At 64.7% G+C, this 16,549-nt stretch carries 17 protein-coding genes; 11 read left to right on the top strand and 6 right to left on the bottom strand.

Going from position 1 to position 16,549, the window contains the following annotated elements; translation table 11 throughout:
- Positions 1 to 33: 33 nt before the first annotated feature.
- Positions 34 to 1,500, bottom strand: coding sequence for a helix-turn-helix transcriptional regulator (locus KBO27_RS32175; protein WP_307870739.1), 1,467 nt, complete (start codon positions 1,498 to 1,500; stop codon positions 34 to 36).
- 129 nt (positions 1,501 to 1,629) lie between these two features.
- Between KBO27_RS32175 and KBO27_RS32170 the strand changes: the two genes are divergently transcribed.
- The 9 genes from KBO27_RS32170 (at position 1,630) to KBO27_RS32130 (ending at position 9,704) form a co-directional block, all read left to right on the top strand.
- Entirely contained in the window at positions 1,630 to 2,289 is a 660-nt protein-coding gene (locus KBO27_RS32170) for a bifunctional DNA primase/polymerase (RefSeq protein WP_307870738.1), read from the top strand.
- A 108-nt stretch (positions 2,290 to 2,397) separates the two neighbouring features.
- A complete protein-coding gene (locus KBO27_RS32165) occupies positions 2,398 to 2,949 on the top strand; it encodes a DUF4254 domain-containing protein (RefSeq protein ID WP_210973625.1) in 552 nt (183 codons plus the stop codon).
- Positions 2,946 to 4,829: a nucleoside/nucleotide kinase family protein gene (locus tag KBO27_RS32160; protein WP_246538702.1), complete on the top strand. Its 1,884-nt coding sequence runs from the start codon at positions 2,946 to 2,948 to the stop codon at positions 4,827 to 4,829. The genes KBO27_RS32165 and KBO27_RS32160 overlap by 4 nt, the downstream gene beginning before the upstream one ends.
- Positions 4,826 to 5,383 carry a phosphoribosyltransferase gene (locus KBO27_RS32155; RefSeq protein ID WP_210973624.1) on the top strand — a complete coding sequence of 186 codons (558 nt, stop codon included), beginning with the start codon at positions 4,826 to 4,828 and terminating at the stop codon, positions 5,381 to 5,383. Before KBO27_RS32160 ends, KBO27_RS32155 begins: the two co-directional genes overlap by 4 nt.
- The gene (locus KBO27_RS32150) at positions 5,380 to 6,447 is read left to right on the top strand and encodes a glycosyltransferase family 9 protein (protein WP_307870737.1); all 1,068 of its coding nucleotides are present in this window, start codon (positions 5,380 to 5,382) and stop codon (positions 6,445 to 6,447) included. The genes KBO27_RS32155 and KBO27_RS32150 overlap by 4 nt, the downstream gene beginning before the upstream one ends.
- Positions 6,448 to 6,452: 5 nt before the next feature.
- Positions 6,453 to 7,586 (top strand): hypothetical protein, encoded by a 1,134-nt coding sequence (locus KBO27_RS32145; RefSeq protein ID WP_210973623.1) that lies wholly within the window; start codon positions 6,453 to 6,455, stop codon positions 7,584 to 7,586.
- Positions 7,587 to 7,588: 2 nt separating this feature from the next.
- Entirely contained in the window at positions 7,589 to 8,335 is a 747-nt protein-coding gene (locus KBO27_RS32140) for an SDR family NAD(P)-dependent oxidoreductase (RefSeq protein ID WP_210973622.1), read from the top strand.
- The gene (locus KBO27_RS32135; RefSeq protein WP_210973621.1) at positions 8,332 to 8,937 is read left to right on the top strand and encodes a histidine phosphatase family protein; all 606 of its coding nucleotides are present in this window, start codon (positions 8,332 to 8,334) and stop codon (positions 8,935 to 8,937) included. Before KBO27_RS32140 ends, KBO27_RS32135 begins: the two co-directional genes overlap by 4 nt.
- Entirely contained in the window at positions 8,934 to 9,704 is a 771-nt protein-coding gene (locus KBO27_RS32130) for a TylF/MycF/NovP-related O-methyltransferase (RefSeq protein WP_210973620.1), read from the top strand. Before KBO27_RS32135 ends, KBO27_RS32130 begins: the two co-directional genes overlap by 4 nt.
- Here KBO27_RS32130 and KBO27_RS32125 read toward each other — a convergent pair.
- Positions 9,701 to 10,189 carry an NUDIX hydrolase gene (locus KBO27_RS32125; RefSeq protein ID WP_307870736.1) on the bottom strand — a complete coding sequence of 163 codons (489 nt, stop codon included), beginning with the start codon at positions 10,187 to 10,189 and terminating at the stop codon, positions 9,701 to 9,703. The genes KBO27_RS32130 and KBO27_RS32125 overlap by 4 nt on opposite strands.
- Positions 10,190 to 10,291: 102 nt before the next feature.
- Between KBO27_RS32125 and KBO27_RS32120 the strand changes: the two genes are divergently transcribed.
- Complete coding sequence (locus KBO27_RS32120) at positions 10,292 to 10,804, top strand: NUDIX domain-containing protein (protein WP_210973619.1); 513 nt, start codon at positions 10,292 to 10,294, stop codon at positions 10,802 to 10,804.
- Positions 10,805 to 10,847: 43 nt separating this feature from the next.
- Here the strand turns inward: KBO27_RS32120 and KBO27_RS32115 are convergent, their stop codons facing one another.
- Together KBO27_RS32115 and KBO27_RS32110 are read right to left on the bottom strand one after the other, a co-directional pair.
- Positions 10,848 to 11,279 (bottom strand): hypothetical protein, encoded by a 432-nt coding sequence (locus KBO27_RS32115; RefSeq protein WP_210973618.1) that lies wholly within the window; start codon positions 11,277 to 11,279, stop codon positions 10,848 to 10,850.
- Positions 11,280 to 11,435: 156 nt separating this feature from the next.
- A complete protein-coding gene (locus KBO27_RS32110) occupies positions 11,436 to 11,981 on the bottom strand; it encodes a hypothetical protein (protein WP_210973617.1) in 546 nt (181 codons plus the stop codon).
- A gap of 642 nt (positions 11,982 to 12,623) precedes the next feature.
- Between KBO27_RS32110 and KBO27_RS32105 the strand changes: the two genes are divergently transcribed.
- Positions 12,624 to 13,520, top strand: coding sequence for a hypothetical protein (locus KBO27_RS32105; protein WP_210973616.1), 897 nt, complete (start codon positions 12,624 to 12,626; stop codon positions 13,518 to 13,520).
- 87 nt (positions 13,521 to 13,607) lie between these two features.
- Here KBO27_RS32105 and KBO27_RS32100 read toward each other — a convergent pair whose 3' ends face one another.
- Both KBO27_RS32100 and KBO27_RS32095 read right to left on the bottom strand, forming a co-directional pair.
- Positions 13,608 to 15,668 (bottom strand): ABC transporter ATP-binding protein, encoded by a 2,061-nt coding sequence (locus KBO27_RS32100; RefSeq protein WP_307870735.1) that lies wholly within the window; start codon positions 15,666 to 15,668, stop codon positions 13,608 to 13,610.
- A 188-nt stretch (positions 15,669 to 15,856) separates the two neighbouring features.
- Positions 15,857 to 16,504 (bottom strand): hypothetical protein, encoded by a 648-nt coding sequence (locus KBO27_RS32095; RefSeq protein ID WP_210973615.1) that lies wholly within the window; start codon positions 16,502 to 16,504, stop codon positions 15,857 to 15,859.
- Between the last annotated feature and the right edge of the window lie 45 nt (positions 16,505 to 16,549).

Genomic DNA, 16,549 nt, shown 5'->3' with positions numbered 1-16,549 from the left:
CCCCCCCCCCCCCCCCCCCCCCGCTCGTGCGGCTCAGCCGACCAGGAGCTTTCGATTGGCCCAGGCGAAGTGCAGTGCCGCGGCTGCGCCGGGGGACAACTGCCTTGATTCTCGGAGCCAGGTCAGGGTGTTCTCTTCGAAGGGGAAGGCCCGTGCGGGCATGGCTCCTTCAGGGTTTGCTGTCACGGCGTTGGCGAACATCGCGTCGTAGGTCTCCGGGGCGATGACGGCGACGGTCAGGATGTCCCCAGCAAGGGTGAGTGCGTCGAGCGTGACTCCGAGACAGAACACTCGGATGTGACCAGCATGGAGCGCCTTGTCCATCGACATGAACGGTTCCAACTTGTCGTATCGGATCGGCTTGCCGGAGCCGTCGTACTCGTCATGGCCCAGTAGTTCTTCGGCGTACTCGCGCTGGATGTTGCGCCACAGGCTGAAGTCGGCGTCGAGGGCAGTCGGGATGACCGATGAGGGTTGGAAGATGCCTGCAGGGAGCAGGTGGGCCATGCCGCCACCGCCAGCGACGCTGCCGGAGTCTCGTTGATGGAGTATGACGCTCGGACTGTCGCCGCCTCGGATGGTCAGGGTGCCGATCGCGCCCATGAGGGGCCGGCGGTCGAGGTCGAAGGGGTCTGCGACCGCTTTCCGGAATTTGAGACCTCGTATGGTGGCACGCGGCAGCAGGGTTTCCTTGTCCCCGTCGAGGACCAGGTGGTGGGCGGCGAATTCGTGGGCGAGGACCTCGTTGGTGTCGATGGCGTCGAAGAACCCCATCTGTCCGAACCGCATGCCGGGTGACTGCCAGTCGAGTCCGAGAAGGCGGAAACACAGGCGGTTTTCGAACAGGCGTGGTGCTGCAAGGTCGCGGACGGCGTCGTGGTAGAGGCGGTATCGGGTTTCGGCGGTGGCAAGCGGACGCACCGCGGAACTGTCCGGTCCGCCGCCCATGATCGTGGGCTCGGGTACGGCCCCGTCGAGGGTCAGCGTTATCTCGTCGAGCGTGATGGGCTCATCGGGAATCCAGTTCGGTGCGCTGATGGCCCCTGTGTTTTTCAGTCCCGGCACCCGATAGTCGGGATAGAGCGATTCCGCGAGCACGGCGAGGTCGTGGCGGTTCCTTCCGAGTGCGGAGCGGACTTGCCGCCACGCGTCCTGGTCGCGCTCGACGTGCGACTCGATGGTCGGGGTCGTCGGCGCAAACGTGAACTGTGGAAGGCCGGCCGGTTCCTGTTCGCGGCCTCCGGAACGTGGTCTGCGGAATCCGAGTTCGTCGCCCGCGCAGTTGAAGAATTCGGCGAGTAGACGCCGGTAGAGGGGCTGTGGCCACACGACCTCGCCACGTTCCCACCGACTGATCGTTTTACGGGTGATCTGGACGGCTCTGCCGTTCTGCGTGGCGAGGCTGGTCAGCTCGTCTGCGAGGTCTTGCTGAGACAGTCCATTCCGTTCACGTAGATCGATCAGCACGTCGTTGGCGATGCGGGGTTCCTCGGGTGGCACAGGCTTCACGGTAGGACGGATTGCCGCCGTAGGTCGGGATTGTCCCATCAATGTCCCCGATCTGGGCCAACTGTGGGCACTCACTGTAGTCGTGTTCGCCCCGCTTACCTGGTGGACTCATAAGTGCCGATGAACCAGGCCACCAGGGAGTCAACACCGATGGACGATCGAGCTGGCACCGCCTCTCACTCGTGGATTGCACCGCTGTTGCCGGGAATTCCCGGTCTGGGATGGGCCGAAATTCGTTCCGCCGCGTGCGAGTTGGCGCAGCACGGTTGGGCCGTGCTGCCAGGGACCTACCAACTGGCTGAGCACGGGGCCTGGTTGGGAAGTCCGGGTGCGGTCACGTTGGAGCCGATCCCCGGCTTTGGGCGAGCGTCGGAACCGACAACCATGGCCATGGCCATGGAGTGGTGGACGCGGCGTCCGTATTCCGTGCTGTTGGCGTGCGGTGCCGGAATCAACGCCGTAGAGGTCACCGCTACGCACGGCAACCGAGTCTTGAAAGAGCTCGCAGGTTCCGCAGGCGGCCCGGTCGCCGTCACACCCGTCGGCTCCTGGGTGTTCTTCGTGCGTGAAGACGATGTTCCTCTGAACCCTGAACTGGTCGCGGATGCTCCTGGTCGGTGGTACGCGAGCGGATCGTGGATACCGCTTCCTCCCACGAGACGGGATGGCCTGCCGTACCGATGGAAGGTATCTCCCGAGGCTACCGGCTGGGTTTTGCCCACCTCATCGCAGCTTCAAAGCGCGTTCCGCACGTCGCTGGATGGTCGAGCTCCCAGCTGAGTGCACGGCCTCATCTGAATAAGCCGCGCCTGCGCCGAGGATCCCCCGACCTTCCTCGGCGCAGGCGCACCCACACTCCATTTCGTTCGAAGGAGAGGTTGCGCGCTCGTGCCGAACTGCAGAGAAGACGCTACACAGCATGGGATCCAATTGAGGAGGACCCTGCCGCGATCGGCCACGATCATCGAGGCGTTCCACCACGCCCCCGACTCCGACAACGTCAGTGAACTGGTATTGCGGGCGGCGAACGACTTGGCCGATCACCACGCACAGCAGTGGCAGGCCGAGGATGTCAGCCGCGCTCCCGGAGCTTCTGCTGAAGCCGTCGCCGAAAGCAAGCGGCTCATCGATGCCCTCAACGCCCGGCGTGTCGCCCTGGTGGAACGAATTGATGAATGGGCCTCGCCCCTGGTTTCCCGCTGTGAAGAGGCGTCGCTACACACCGAGACGCTCGGCTCGGTGATCGACCGGTTGGCGATCGCGTGGGTCCGCAAGGAGAACCTGGTCAACAACGATGGGGATCGCGATCGAGCTCGTTTGGCGCTGCGCCAGCTCGCGGAGCTCGCCGACGCCTACGACGACCTGGTGCGTGATGTCGGCGCCGGCCAGCGGCGTCTCCCGCTGTGGCGACCGCTGAAGACCTACCGGACGACGTCATGACCGCAGACGCGCAGCCACGGCTTTCGGTCTCGCTCAACGGAGTCGACAACATCGGCAAGTCAACGCAGTTGGCGTGGCTTCACAGTGGTACTCCCAACGCACACCTGGTGGGCACGGTGAGCGCCTGGGATTCCCGGTGGCGCGAGGTCGCCAAGGGCGACTTCGCCAGCTGGTGGTTCATCAACTCGACCACAGCCGAGCACGTCGCCCTCGTCCTGGGAAGCCATGTCGCGCGTCGCGATGGGAGCGGGCCGTTGGCGCTGGAAGACCGTGGAGCACCCATGCTCCGCGCGACCTGTGCTGCCACCGCCGTTCTCAAAGAGGGGCTGTCTCCGGTAAAAGCGCTCAGGTTGGTCGAGCGCATTGAGGCCGACCTCCCAGTCGCCGCGCCACGGCACGAAACGCATGTGCTTTTACGTCGGTCGGCCGACACGACGCAGGAAGCTGCCGAGGCACTACGACGTGAGCCTCAACCGGTCGACGGTCGCTACACCGCCTATCAGCACACGCTGGCCGAGGTGTTGTCCATCCAGGTGAACCGAGGCGAGTACCACGCGGTGCTCGACCTGGGCTTCGCCCCGATCCTGGACGTCCAGTGCATGCTCCGCGCCCGCCTGGCAGCGGCCGGTATCACCGTGGAGCCACTGCCTGGGGATGTTCTGAACCGATTGTGGGTATTGGGAGGTTTGTCCGAGAGCGGCAAGAGCACTGTCGGCGACCTGTTGCGCCACGAGCACGGCGTGACCCGGTTGAAGATCGGCTATCTGCTGGACGTCGCCGCCATGCGAGCCGGAGTCTCCGATCCCTACGAGGAGTGGTCGGAGTACGAGCAGGCGCAGCGTCTCAGCGAGGAGGTCCTGCGATTCGCACAAGCGAACAAGGCCCGCGCGATCAGTGTGGAAAGCGCGCACCGTTTCCAGTCCACTTCACACCTCAAACGGGTCTGGGGTCAACGCTGCCAGGTCGTGTTCATCGATTCCGACCCGAGTGTCCGGGCACAACGAGCAACAGAAACCAAATCCCAGTTGCGTAACCGCGACGCAATCAAGCGCGAACGTGGTGCAGCCCGTATCGCAGACATCGCCGACCACACGATCGACAACTCGGGAACGTTGGGCGCGCTCAAACTCGCCGTCAACCGCATGGCACTCACGGTCGATCTGCCGCGGGTCGGGCTGCACGCAAGTAAGCCTGCGACACACAGCAGCTGGTTGGAGCAAGCCACCGAGCACCTCCTCGACGAGGAGGTCGCGTGCATGCTCGCCACCGGCAGCACCGGCACCACGAGCTGGCGGGAGGGGTGGAGTGATCTGGATTTGCTCCTCGTTCGGGACACCGCCCCGGCCGCGTGGCTGCGCGATGTCGCCGGCTGTCTCCCCGAGCCGGAGGGCATCAAGGTCGGCCTCAGCGTCTTCACGACGACCGACATCGACGCGCTGCGGGTGCCGCCACGCGTCGTGCAGGCACTGCGCAGGGCGGCACAGGGAGAAGGCTTGCTGTATCGGCGAGCGGGGTATCTGCTTCCGGTGCCCAATGTCGCGCACGGTGATCGGACGAGCCGCGGCGAATTGGGGCTCGTGGTGATGACCACCCGCAGGCTGCTCGCCCAACCGCAGCCGGATGTCCGCGCCGTGCACAAGCATCTGGTGCTGCTGGCCAAGCTCGTGCTGCGAGCCGACGGACATGACCTGCACACCGCCGATGAGGTACTCACCGCGTGGCACTCGCATCACCCGGCCGCCGAATGCACGCCTCCGGACCTCTCCGACCTCATCCGTCACCCCACCGATCCGGTCCTGCGCGACCAGCTCGTGGAAACCACGGACCGACTACTGACCTACCTCGATCAACTCGACCACACCGAGAGGACAAGTAGATGACGACGGTTCCCGAAAACCTCAGCTACCGAGCTCAGCGCGTCCAGCGTCTCGGGGTTCCCCCCGAAGCCAGGGCTGTGCGCATCGTGCACGAGCTGGACGGCATCCTCGACCAGGTCCACCCCGCCACCCTGCTCGGGGCCGGGACCACGTTGTGGCAGGCATGGTCCCAGCACCCAGAGTTCACCGCCCCAGATGTGTTGCTCGGCCTGGACGCCGGCGGCATCCTGCCCACCGTCGCCGTCGCGCTGGCCAGCGGTGTGCCCTACCGCCTGGCATGGAAGCTCGACCTCGACCTACCGCACAAGAAAACCTTCACCGAACCCCATGCCCGCCGCACCGAGGTCTTCACCTACGGCGATCTGGCGGGAAGTCGCGTGCTCGTCGTCGACGACGAGATCACCACCGGCAAAACACTGGCGAACCTGGTCTCGGTTCTGCGCCATGCGGACGTGGAAGTCACAGGGATCGCGTGCTTGATCGAGGACACGAGCGGCAACCCCCGCCAGCTTATGGAGTCGTTGGGAGTACCGCTGTGCGTCCTCACCAACTTGTGAGCCCGTGGACGATCGAACCGGTCACGCTGCAACGAGGCGGGTCTGTAGTCGTACCGCGACAACATGCGCCGCTGGGCCGGGTACTGCCCTTCCGGCGCGCCGCCGGTGAGCTCCCCTCCTACACGCTGGGCGCGGATGTGGTCAGTGCTCGCGGCTGGTCGGTGGTTCTCGGTGACCGTGGTCTAGGTGATGTGCTCCTCGCGCTCGGCCTGCTCCAGGCCCTGTCCGACGCAACCGGGCACGACGCCGAGCTTCGCTACGAAGGCCCACGCCCGCGCTTGATGCGCCGCTGCACGCTACCGCTGAGCACAAGCCTCACCGACGGCCCCCACATCGTGCGTACCGGACGCAACACGGGATTCGAGTTCCACGCAGTACCCGAACGACCACCAACATGGCTTGACGTCCTCGACGACCACCACGTCGAGGTCCACGCCGCTCTGCCGATGCGCTACTACCTCGCCGCCGAACAAACTCTCGGCACCCGGCTACCAGCCGACCGCGCTCCGCTTCCCGCCTTCCGATCCGTCCAGCACGCACGTCCGTTCCACGTCGTGTTCGTCTCGGCGACCAGCTGGCCCGACCGCAAGGACTACGGCACAGCCGGGTTCGCGCGCATCGCGACCGCCCTCACCAACGGGTGTGCAGCACCGTTCACGTTCACCCTGATCACCAGCAACCAACCCGAGCCGAGCCCGCTCGCCGACTTCGAGGTGCTCGCCGGTCCAGACGCGGTGGATTGCCTGGATGTCTTCGCCTCAGCTGACGTCGTGATCGGCAACGACACAGGCCTGACGCATCTGGCAGCGCTCACCGAGCGGCCTGACGGGACCGGACCACAGGTGATCGGGCTCTACAACCGCCATTCCCCCGCCAAGTGGACCACCGGGAACACACGTCACCATGCCGTGGCCACCGCCTTTTCGAAGATGCTCGACCTCGCGGACCGCTGCCCGGTACGCGACGGCCTCGACGACGAACTGTGGTCACGCTCCGCACGCCTGAATGAGATTCCCGCGGAAAGCATCGCCGGGTTCGCCAACGACCTCGCCGGCTGGTGGTGATCCCGATGCGAATCGCCCACCACCGCCGGTACACCGCCAACCACACCTGGCACGTCGACTGGGCAGGACGCGAGCTGTTCGTCAAAGCCAACCCACACCGAGCCGACGCCCTCGCCGAATACGCAGGCCACGCCCGAATCAAGGATTTCTATCCCGTCCCGGAGCTGTACCGTGCGCACCGGCTGGCCCATTGGACCGTGCTTGTCTACGACCGGTGGCGGCACTTCGGGCTCGACCAGGGACTGATGCTCGACGAGATCACCCGAGCCGACCGCACCGGCGAGATGGCCCGTCTCGATAAGTGCCTGAACGCTGTGATCCACCACTACCAGGGAGTCATCGGCCGAACCGTACAACAGACGACTCACGGGGCCACGATACAGAAGTTGTTCGGGGCACGCGCCGCCTCCGACGGCCGCCTCGACCAGTACTACCGGCACAACGAACCCTGGCCCATCACCGACGGGATGCGGGGAGTGCGCCCACAGGACCTGGCCCGCTTGAATCTGATCGTCAACGACCGCGCGCACACCATCGATTTCGTTGACCTCGTGGCCAGGCTGCGGGTGCACTTCGCCCAGAACAACCCGGTCTGGGCTGCCCTCACCCAGGGCGATCCCACCGACGTCAACATCGGCTGGTCACCCTCCCGCGGCCCGGTCTGGATCGACTACGACACCGCAGGTCTCAACGCGCTCCCGGGCGAGTTCGCCTGTTTTCTGATGTACCAGCGCCTCCACGGCCCGCGCTTGACGCCGCACTACAACCCGAGGGCGTTTCGTGATCACCCCTCCGCGCTCACAACACCGAGTTTCACCGAGCCCAGCATCAGTGCCGAGTTCACCCGATCGTCACTGGTCATCGACTATCAGCACACACCCAGCAGAGCCCGCCGGCACGTCCTGCACCGTTATCTCGAGGAAATGGTGCGGCCACTCGCTCACCACCTCGGCGTCGACGATCTCATGACGTGGCTACGTCCCTACCTGGTGATGCGGCTCCTGGCCGTCTACCACCTAACCCACCTCGAACCCCGCGACGCAGCGCTTTCGCTGGCGCTGCTGGCACAAGCACTCGACCCCGACACCGAACTACGGGCTTTCCTTGCCATCACACCAGCAGATGCGGAGGTCAACTAAGCATGGCTCGCCCCGTTGCCATCGTCACCGGAGCCGGATCCGGGATCGGCGCCGCGATCGCCGCACGGCTCGCCGACCGCTACGACCTTATCCTCACCCACCTCGATGACGACGCGGACCTGCAGCATGTACTCGCCTCGGCTCATCTCGACAGTGCCGACACCGTCGCCGTCACCGGTGATCTCACCCGCAGCGACACCATGCACGCGCTCGCCGACGAAATCGAGCGCGCCGCAGACCGGCTCGAAGTTCTCGTTTCCAACGCCGGCGCCTACCCGCGCATCCCCTGGGACACCCTCAGCGTGGACACCTTCCGCGAACAGATCGAACTCAACTTGATGACGCATGCCACGTGTGCCCACCTCGTCACACCGTTGCTCACCGCCCGGGGCCATGGGCGCATCATCACGGTGTCCTCCGTGCTCACCCAGCTCGGCCGCGTCGACCTCGTGCCCTATATCACGGCCAAGAGCGGTGTGGAAGGGCTTGTACGTGCCTTGGCCCGAGAACTCGGGCCACACGGCGTCACAGTCAACTGCGTCCGCGCAGGTTCCATCGAAGTCCCCGCTGAGTACGCCGTCGTCCCTGACCACACCGCGATGCTGGCACGGCAGCTCGATCGCCAATGCGTCAAACGCCGCGGGCGCCCCGACGACATCGCCGCAGCCGTGGACTTCCTGACTTCTGGCGAGGCGGGCTTCATCACCGGCCAGTGCCTCACCATCGACGGCGGCTGGTGCATGACATGAACACGACCACGCTGTGGATACGTCACGGCACCTGCGAAGACGGACTCTACCGCCCCAGCGCCCACGCCCGCCCCAGCAGCCCACTGACAAGTCAAGGCGCGCGCGAAGCCGAGCTTGCTGCCCACAAACTGTGCGAGCAGGACTGGCGACCGGCGCTCATCCTCTCCAGCCCACTACCCCGCGCACGCCAGACCGCCACCATTCTCACACGCAGCATGTCCTCTATGGACCTCGAAATTGCCGATTTGTCAAGCATGTTCGCCGAATGGCGAGCCCCAGACTGCGTCGTGGGTCTCGCCCCTGCGCAGTACCCGCCGGACTACATCGCCTGGCGGCAACAGCGAACGTCGCACCCGGAAAGTTCGCTACCCGGTGGCGAGAGCCTCCGAGCATTCGCCCAGCGCGCCGCCGACGCCACAACCATCGCAGAAGACCTCGAAGCCAAGCACGGCCAGGTGCTCATCGTGTCCCACCGGCTCCTGATCGGCGCGGTAGCCGCCCTGCACCACGGACACCGCGACCCAGCAGGAATCTTCACCTCCGCCAGCGCTTTCCAGCTCGCCCCCGCCCACACCTGGGCACCGTCAAGGAAGACAACGTGATTCTCGATCAAACGTCCCAGCTCCTGCCGCACGAATCCGACCACGAACGCACCGTTCGCCACCGTCTCGCCGACCTACTGGCCACCAGCCCGATCCCACCCGAGGAACTGGTTGACAACCTCCCGCTCTATCTTCGAAGGCAGCCGCTGACCGATTTGTTGTCCATGGACGCGCTCTACCGGATGATCCTGGATGTACCTGGAGTGATCATGGAATTCGGAGTGCACCGTGGCCGCCACCTTGCCGCCTTCACCGCCCTCCGCGGCGTCTACGAGCCCTACCACCCGCAACGCCGGGTCGTCGGCTTTGACACATTCACCGGCTTTCCCGATGTGACCGACCACGACATACATCTCATGGGGCCACCCAGCGCCACCCCCAGCCGCTTCGCGCTCCCCAGCAGCTACCCACAGCACCTGCGTGAGGTGCTCGACGCCCACAGCCAAGGCGACTACCTCGATCATATCCAGCGCACCCTGGTTGTCGAAGGCGATGTGCGCGAGTCGCTACCGCTTTACCTTGAGCAGAACCCGCACACCATCATCGCCCTCGCCTACTTTGACCTCGACCTCTACGAGCCCACCCGCAGTGCCATCAACAACATCGCGCCCTACCTCACCAGCGGATCGGTGCTCGCCTTCGACCAACTCGCCCATGCCAAGTGGCCAGGAGAAACATCAGCGCTCCGCGATGCCCTTGGCACCTGCCACGAGCTGCGCACCCTTCCGGGCCGCGCTTCGCCCGTCTACATGCGGTGGAACGGCTAGCGTCGCCCAACTGCGCTCGCCTCTGCCAGCAAGGCGACCCTGTTTGCCAAGACGAAGTCCTTCAAGGCCGCCGGCTTCAAGTCAACCGAGACCAAGGCATCGCCACGCAAGTCGACACGGTCCAGCTCATACCCACCGCGTGCCGGATCGGCGAACTCCGCACCCGACCGCGACGACTCGTCCAGAGTGGACAACCGAGCCACAAAGAAGTGCTGCACAGCAACACCAGAGTCCGACGCGGAGCTGAACAGAAACACCTGAGTCAAGCCCGTGGCCGTAGCGCCCAGTTCTTCGTCCAGTTCGCGGTGCAGCGCGGCCTCGACAGAGGAATCCGATTCCTCAACACCTCCACCAGGCGCTGTCCAGTACGGATCTTGACCCGGCTTGGTTCGCTTGATCAACAGCAAGCGTCCATATTCATCGAGCAAAATTGCCCGAGCCACACGCCTGCCCACTGCCACCATTGGCTGATTCTGGGTTGTCACACCACAAGCTTACAGGACTCCCTGTCAGTGGGTTATGACAGATTGTCGCACGCAGGACAAGGCCAGACCGCCTATACGGTAATCCGATGAAAGGAAGCCATCGTGGCCAAAGAGGTTGCATCGTCAATGGCAGAGACTGAAGCCAGCCCCTTGCTCGTCGCCGCTGTGATCGTCCATGACGTCAGCGACAAACGGGTGCTGCTGATACAACGCGGACCCGGAGCGCCCTTCGCCCCATCACACTTTGACCTGCCCATCGGCAAAGCCCACACGGGCGAACCGATCGTCTCTACAGCCGTGCGGGAGCTCCGAGAGGAAACCGGGCTGATCGTAGAACCGGAATCGCTCTCGCTGACTGGCGCCATCCACGGAGCATGGGGCGCGGCAGCCCCAGAAGGATTTCTAACACTTGTCTTCGCCACCCAGACATGGAAGCGTGAACCGGTCAATGCCGAGCCCCACAAACACTCCCAGGTCACGTGGTGTCGCACAGACCAGATCCCCAATGTGTTCGTGCCGGCGACACGGCAGGCCTTGATCTCGTACCTGCGCGCGAATGTGGAGGTAATTCTCAACGGGTTCCCAACACGAGATGCACCCACGGGACCCAGCTGATCAGTGTCCTAGCGCCTGCCTTGCTATTGCGGGCACACGCCCGCTAATCCGAAACGTCGCCCGTAGCAATCGCACTAAAGGTGGGGCTGATCGAGAAGTAGGTTCTCTCAACGACCGCGAGCCCTTCGTCACAGTTCGGTATCCGCTCTTCCAGCCACTGGTCGGCCTCGCGTTCGGTTAGATCCCATGGTTGCCTGTTGACGATCTGCAGCCATCGTTCGATGATTTCGCCAGGTGGATACAGTCCCGCAAGAAAGCTGTCCAGCTGAACGTCGGTCTCTGGTACCGGACCATCGATATGGTCAGGCAATTGCCACTGTCCCGCGAGCATGGCAAGCCGGATCGCGGCCGGCCACATCGCGATGCGGGTCATGCGCCACCATCGCGGCTCGTCGTCATGGGGCGGGAGCGTGTTCGACGGCACCTTCAAGCAGGAGATTTGTGCCGCGATGCGACGTTCCAGTTCGGTTGGCACCCATCGATATTCAACGAGTGCCACGCCTGCTACTGACGCCCACCTTTTCGACGTGGCGCAGCATGATTGAACCTCGGTAATGTCCACCCGATTGCACACGTGCCAAATCCCCTGATTTCTCACTCCGAGGCGAAGCGATTTCCAAGTCAGCTTTAATTACCCCTTCGCACAGCAGGCTACCAACCACGACCCTGGACGACTGAGCTCACAAACAATCGCCCTCACCCCTGTATCCAGAACAGTTCCGACTCGAACATCCCCGGCTTCTGTGTCACCTACACTCGATGGCCGGTCCACACGAAGCAGAATGTCATGCCACACCCGCACAATCGGGTCAGCACTGAACGAAACGTCGATGTCATGACCCCAATAACGTAGCGCCTCCGCGAACAGCTCTTCCAAGTGAATCCCCGACCAGGCTTCGAGAGCTACAGTTGGAAAAGCCTCGACAATCCCCTTCTCCGTGACATCAGAAGCTCGACAAGAAGGATTTCCTCGAACGATCAAATAGACCATCAGAGCAATTCCGGGTGCACCATCCTGAATATCCCACCTGGCGACTTTACCTTCCCATTTGGGGGCAAGGATCTGTTCTGCTCGATCAAGCGCGTCCAACCATTCCTGGGTTCCACCCCAGGCCCGAACTCGCCGCAGATGCTCAGCTACGGGCACGGACGCCGGCCACAGTCGTTCTGCGCTCATACCATGAAGATACGTGATAAGGAGTCGCCAGAAGGTCTACATCAGAGACTTTCGAGTGGTTCCCCATCCCGTTCACTCGTCGGACTGCAGGCCTCGTGCTCACACACCACTCGCCGGAGGTGAACATCAGGGAAGCACTTGGCCGATCTTCCAAATACGGGCTCATTCCGGCCTGGGGCTGGCAAGCCGACTGACTTCTGCCTACTGTGGGGCATCGTCTGCCGGCAGCAGCAACGCCACAGTTCCGACGAACTGTGCCGCCACCTCCGCGGGAATCTGAACTGAGGATTCATCAGCTACATCCTCCGGTACCGCAAGACTACACGCCCAAGGTGCGTCAACTGCTCGCCGAGCATGCGGCTTGAGCGGCCAGCCTACCCACCAGCCGACGCGCAGCGCGCCGCTGCGTCGATGATCTCCCGCCCGAGAACGTCGTAACGACACCGGCGCACGCGCGCCTCCGAGCCGGACACCAAGTTGGCAACGACCCGGACCTCGGCGGTTTCCGGACCCGCAGCATCCTGACTGAAGCGCCGGCACCCGTCCTCCACCTTCGCCCGGCCTGCGCTTCTCACTCTCATGGACGCCCTGGTGCGCTCAACGTTCGGTCACTGGATTCGCTGCTGTTCTAGACTGCAGCGCATGTCAGCGGACCAGGAGCGTGTGCTTGGGTGGATCGCCGCGAGCGTGGGACATAACGGCGGGCCGCTGAGTGCAGCGACCCGCATTGCCTTCGATATCGACGCCAACGGGTGCGTGAGCGTGTCCTGGCGCTCGGGGCCAACAGCGGCCAGTATCGCCTCCACATTGACCGAGACCGCGGGGCCGGAACTTCCGGTCCTCGTCTCCACGCACCTAGGCGACAATTCGACAGTTGCACACCTAACGGTCGGAGATGTCCTGGTTGTGCTACACGCGGTCGAACCGGATTCGGGCCAGCGCCCTCGTCCTGTCGCCGAACGTAAGGAGACGGTGTGGCCCTCGCCGTTGTCCGAAGACGGAGTTGCCGAGCATTGCGTGCTGTGGCACTACTCCCCCAGCTACGACCTGGATACCGCTGACGCCACGGTCGTTGAGCTTCCTGTCGGGGGCCGGGGGCCGTGGTGGAGTGAGCCCGCAGTTGTGGTTGCTCATGCCGACCACGATTTGCGGACCCGCGCGGAGCGAAACTGGCGTTCCAACGCCGATATCGTTCTGCGCAGGGCTACGACGACCACCACTACCGCCGAGGCGGACGAATGGCTGGCCACCGCCACCACCGAGCGGGTGGGTACCGAGTTTGCAGCGCTGTTGTGGCGTGATGGCACGGTCCGTATGCAGCTGACGAGCCGACAAGCCAGTTGGCGCATTACCGCGCGCCTCAACACCGGTCGTTCCCTTCATGCCCCAACCGCGCTGGTTCCGGCGCTGGTTTTCGCGTGGATTCGTCAGCACCCGCAACGTCGGGCTCCGCATCGTGTGCATCTACGCCGGTTCGGTGACGGGCACACACGAGGGGTCTGGGACCTTGAGGCCGAAATGACGGCAGGCCTGAAATAGGCTACCCGCCTCCCCCGTAACGGATTTTCGGTACGGGTGTGTCGTGGGCAGGTCGCCACGCTGACGCCTCGCCGACGACATGTCCCTTCACCCCGTTATTGGTTGGCCTGGTGCCGCGCTGCAGTCGCGGCAAGGGCGCTCGGTTGTGTAGGCGCGGGCTTGGATGGTGAACAGTTCTCGGTACAGCCCGTTGGCTTGCATCAGTTCTTCGTGGGTGCCGGTTTCGGCGACGCGTCCTGAGTCCATGACGACGATGCGGTGGGCGCGCCGGATGTTGGCCAGCCTGTGCGTGACGAGAACCGTGGTGCGATGGGCGTCGTCCAGGGATCCCCGGGTCGCGCGCTGCAAGCCGGCGAACACGCGGGCTTCGGCCTTCGCATCGAGCGCGGCGGTCGGCTCGTCGGCGATCAACACCGCCGCGTGATCGCGGAAGATCCCGCGCCCCACGCTGAGCCGCTGCCACGAGCCGCCGGAGAGCTCATGGCCTCCTCGGAACTGCCGCGACAGGACCGTGCCCGGCCCTTGGGGGAGCTTGGCGAGGACCTCGTCGGCACCGGACTCGCGCAACGCGGTCTCCCAGGTGGCGCCGCGGGGATCCGGCGCCGCGAGGTTTCCGATGCGGATGTTGGTGTCGGCGGTCATGGGCCACCGCGCAGGATCCTGATCGATCAGGGCGACCTGCTCGTACACGCTTCGGGCATCCGCGGTGGCCAGATCCACCTCGTCCCACAACACCCGGCCTTCGGTCGGTGGGTACAGCCCGGTGATGAGTTTTCCCAGCGTGGTCTTGCCGGATCCGTTCTCCCCGACCAGCGCCACGACCTCACCGCGGTGCAAGGTCAGGTCAACCTCGACCAGCGCGGGTGCGTCGGCGTCGGGATAGGTGAACGACACGTTCTCCAGCCGAATCGTCTCCGGGTTTCGGGGAACGCGCACACCGGTCGCGGGCCTGTGGCGTCGCGTCGACTCGGCGAGGAGTTGGGTGTAGAACCGCAGGTAGAACGAGTGCTCGTAGAGGCGGTTCACCGACACCATCGTGATCGACAGCGAACTCGCCGCGGCGCGCATAGCGATGACGGCGGCGCCGGCGATGGCCAGTGGCATCGCGCCGGTGTAGAGGAGCACGCCGAGCACGCAGTAAGCCAGACCAGTGCCCGCGCCGGCCAGGGTGCGTCCGATCAACCGCGTCCAGGTCTGCCGGTGCTCGGCCCGGATCGCTTCCTCGGTGACCTGATCAGCGATGCGCCGGTGTTCGCTCAGCAGCGCATCCTGCAGGTTTAGCGCGGTGCGCTCGGTACCCACATCGCGTGCGACCAGCAGGTTCTCCACGACGTGCAGCCGCAGACGACGGGTTACCAGGCTTAGGAAGTTCACGTAGCCCTGCTTCGCCGCACGCATCGAGGCCCACGCCTCGGCCACCGTGGGCAGTAGCAGCGCCGGTAACAACCACGGGTTGAGCAGCGCCGCCGTGATCAGCGCAGCAGCGAGCGACACCAGCGCCGAGGAGATCGATGCGATGCTGCGCACGCTCGACTCCACGGCCTGGACACCTTGATAGCCGCCCTGCCGGGCTAGCTCCTGGAAGTCGGAGTCCTCCCAGGCCAGCAACTCGACCTCGGCGACCGCCGAGTTGAGCCGGTCCTGGGCCGCGCGCCGCACGAGCGGCATCAAAACACCTTGCACTGCGGAGACCGCGCTGTCCAACAGGCCGCGTAAAGCGAACGCGGCGACCACGGCGGCGATCGCCGGTATCGAGGCGACTACCCGTTCCGGCGTGGGCCCGGCCGTCAGCAATTGCGTCAACACCCCGGCCGTGGCGAACAGGCCGAACGCCGACGCGCAGCCCGAAGCCAACTGGACCACACCCGCCAGCACCGTCCTACCCGGCGAAGCCCGAAACGACAGCCCGACCACCAGCCTCGCCGCCATCGGCAGCTCGCGGACCGTCTGCCACAAGCCTGCACCGGCGACCTTCTGATCCACCTCCGCCCACCGCGGCGGCTCCAAATCCTCGACTCCGATCAGCGCCCCATCCGCCGACCCGGATGCGCGTCGATGCCCGTTCCTACTCCCCAGCATCCAACTCCCCATCTCCACACGGAGCCTCGCCGGCCCGCCGCATCGCCGACCACACCTCGCCACCGGCACTCGTCCCCACCCCGCCCACACAGCTGCAGGTGTCGCTGGGCTTGCACGGAGAGTGCCGGAGGACACCGACAATCAACTGGTTCCATGGCACGATCTCTGGCGGCATCGCCACGACATACCGGACTAACTTCTTGTCGCTGTGCGACCTTCCACATCAGCGGGTCGACCGGCGTCGCAGAGGCCGTTATTCAGGAGAATGTGCTCACCGGCAACACAGCCACCGTTTCCCAGGTGAACGCGCCTCGATGCGGGTGTTGGGTCACCGAGACGAGCTCCAGCTCGCGCACGGGGACTTCGACGAAACCCGGCCGGGGCGAGACTGCATTGAGCGTCGACATGATCACGCCGCTGTCCCCGTCGCCATACCCGTAGCCCAGACTCGCGTGAGGCCGGCCATTGGAGGCAACCGGCGGCATAGCATCCGCCCCGAGCACAGCTGCGACAGCACCACGCACCATGCCGACGAGTCCGGCCCAGGCCTGGTCCGCGCCTGGATCCACCCAGAGCTCGACCGCATGCACCGACGCTTGCGGTGGCCCCACGCTGAGCGCGAACGGCTTCACCTTCGCCAGATCAGACTCCAACCGATCGACGAGCCCGTCGAGTGCCGACTGCGAGAGCTGCCGCCGGTACAGCGACAGCATCTGCACGGTGAAGTGCACGAACTGCGGATCCTGCAATCCCAGGTGATGCTCGGCCGCCACCCTGCTACGTCGCAGTTCCTCCTGATAGCGCTCCACCACTGCTTGGAGCTCGGCGTTGCTCCGAAGGTAGATGTGGAGCCGCTCCGGTTCCGGCCAGGTCGCCGTTTGGTGCCGTGTGAAGAAGTTCTGCACAGCCGTCCCTTTCCCAATTGACATCCGAGTACTCATGTCTGTCTT

Origin of the sequence: Saccharopolyspora endophytica, from assembly GCF_018070075.1 — a bacterium.
Classification (GTDB): Bacteria; Actinomycetota; Actinomycetes; order Mycobacteriales; family Pseudonocardiaceae; genus Saccharopolyspora; species Saccharopolyspora endophytica.
The sequence above is the reverse complement of the archived record's forward strand: the minus strand, read 5'-3'. Positions and strand labels throughout refer to the sequence as shown.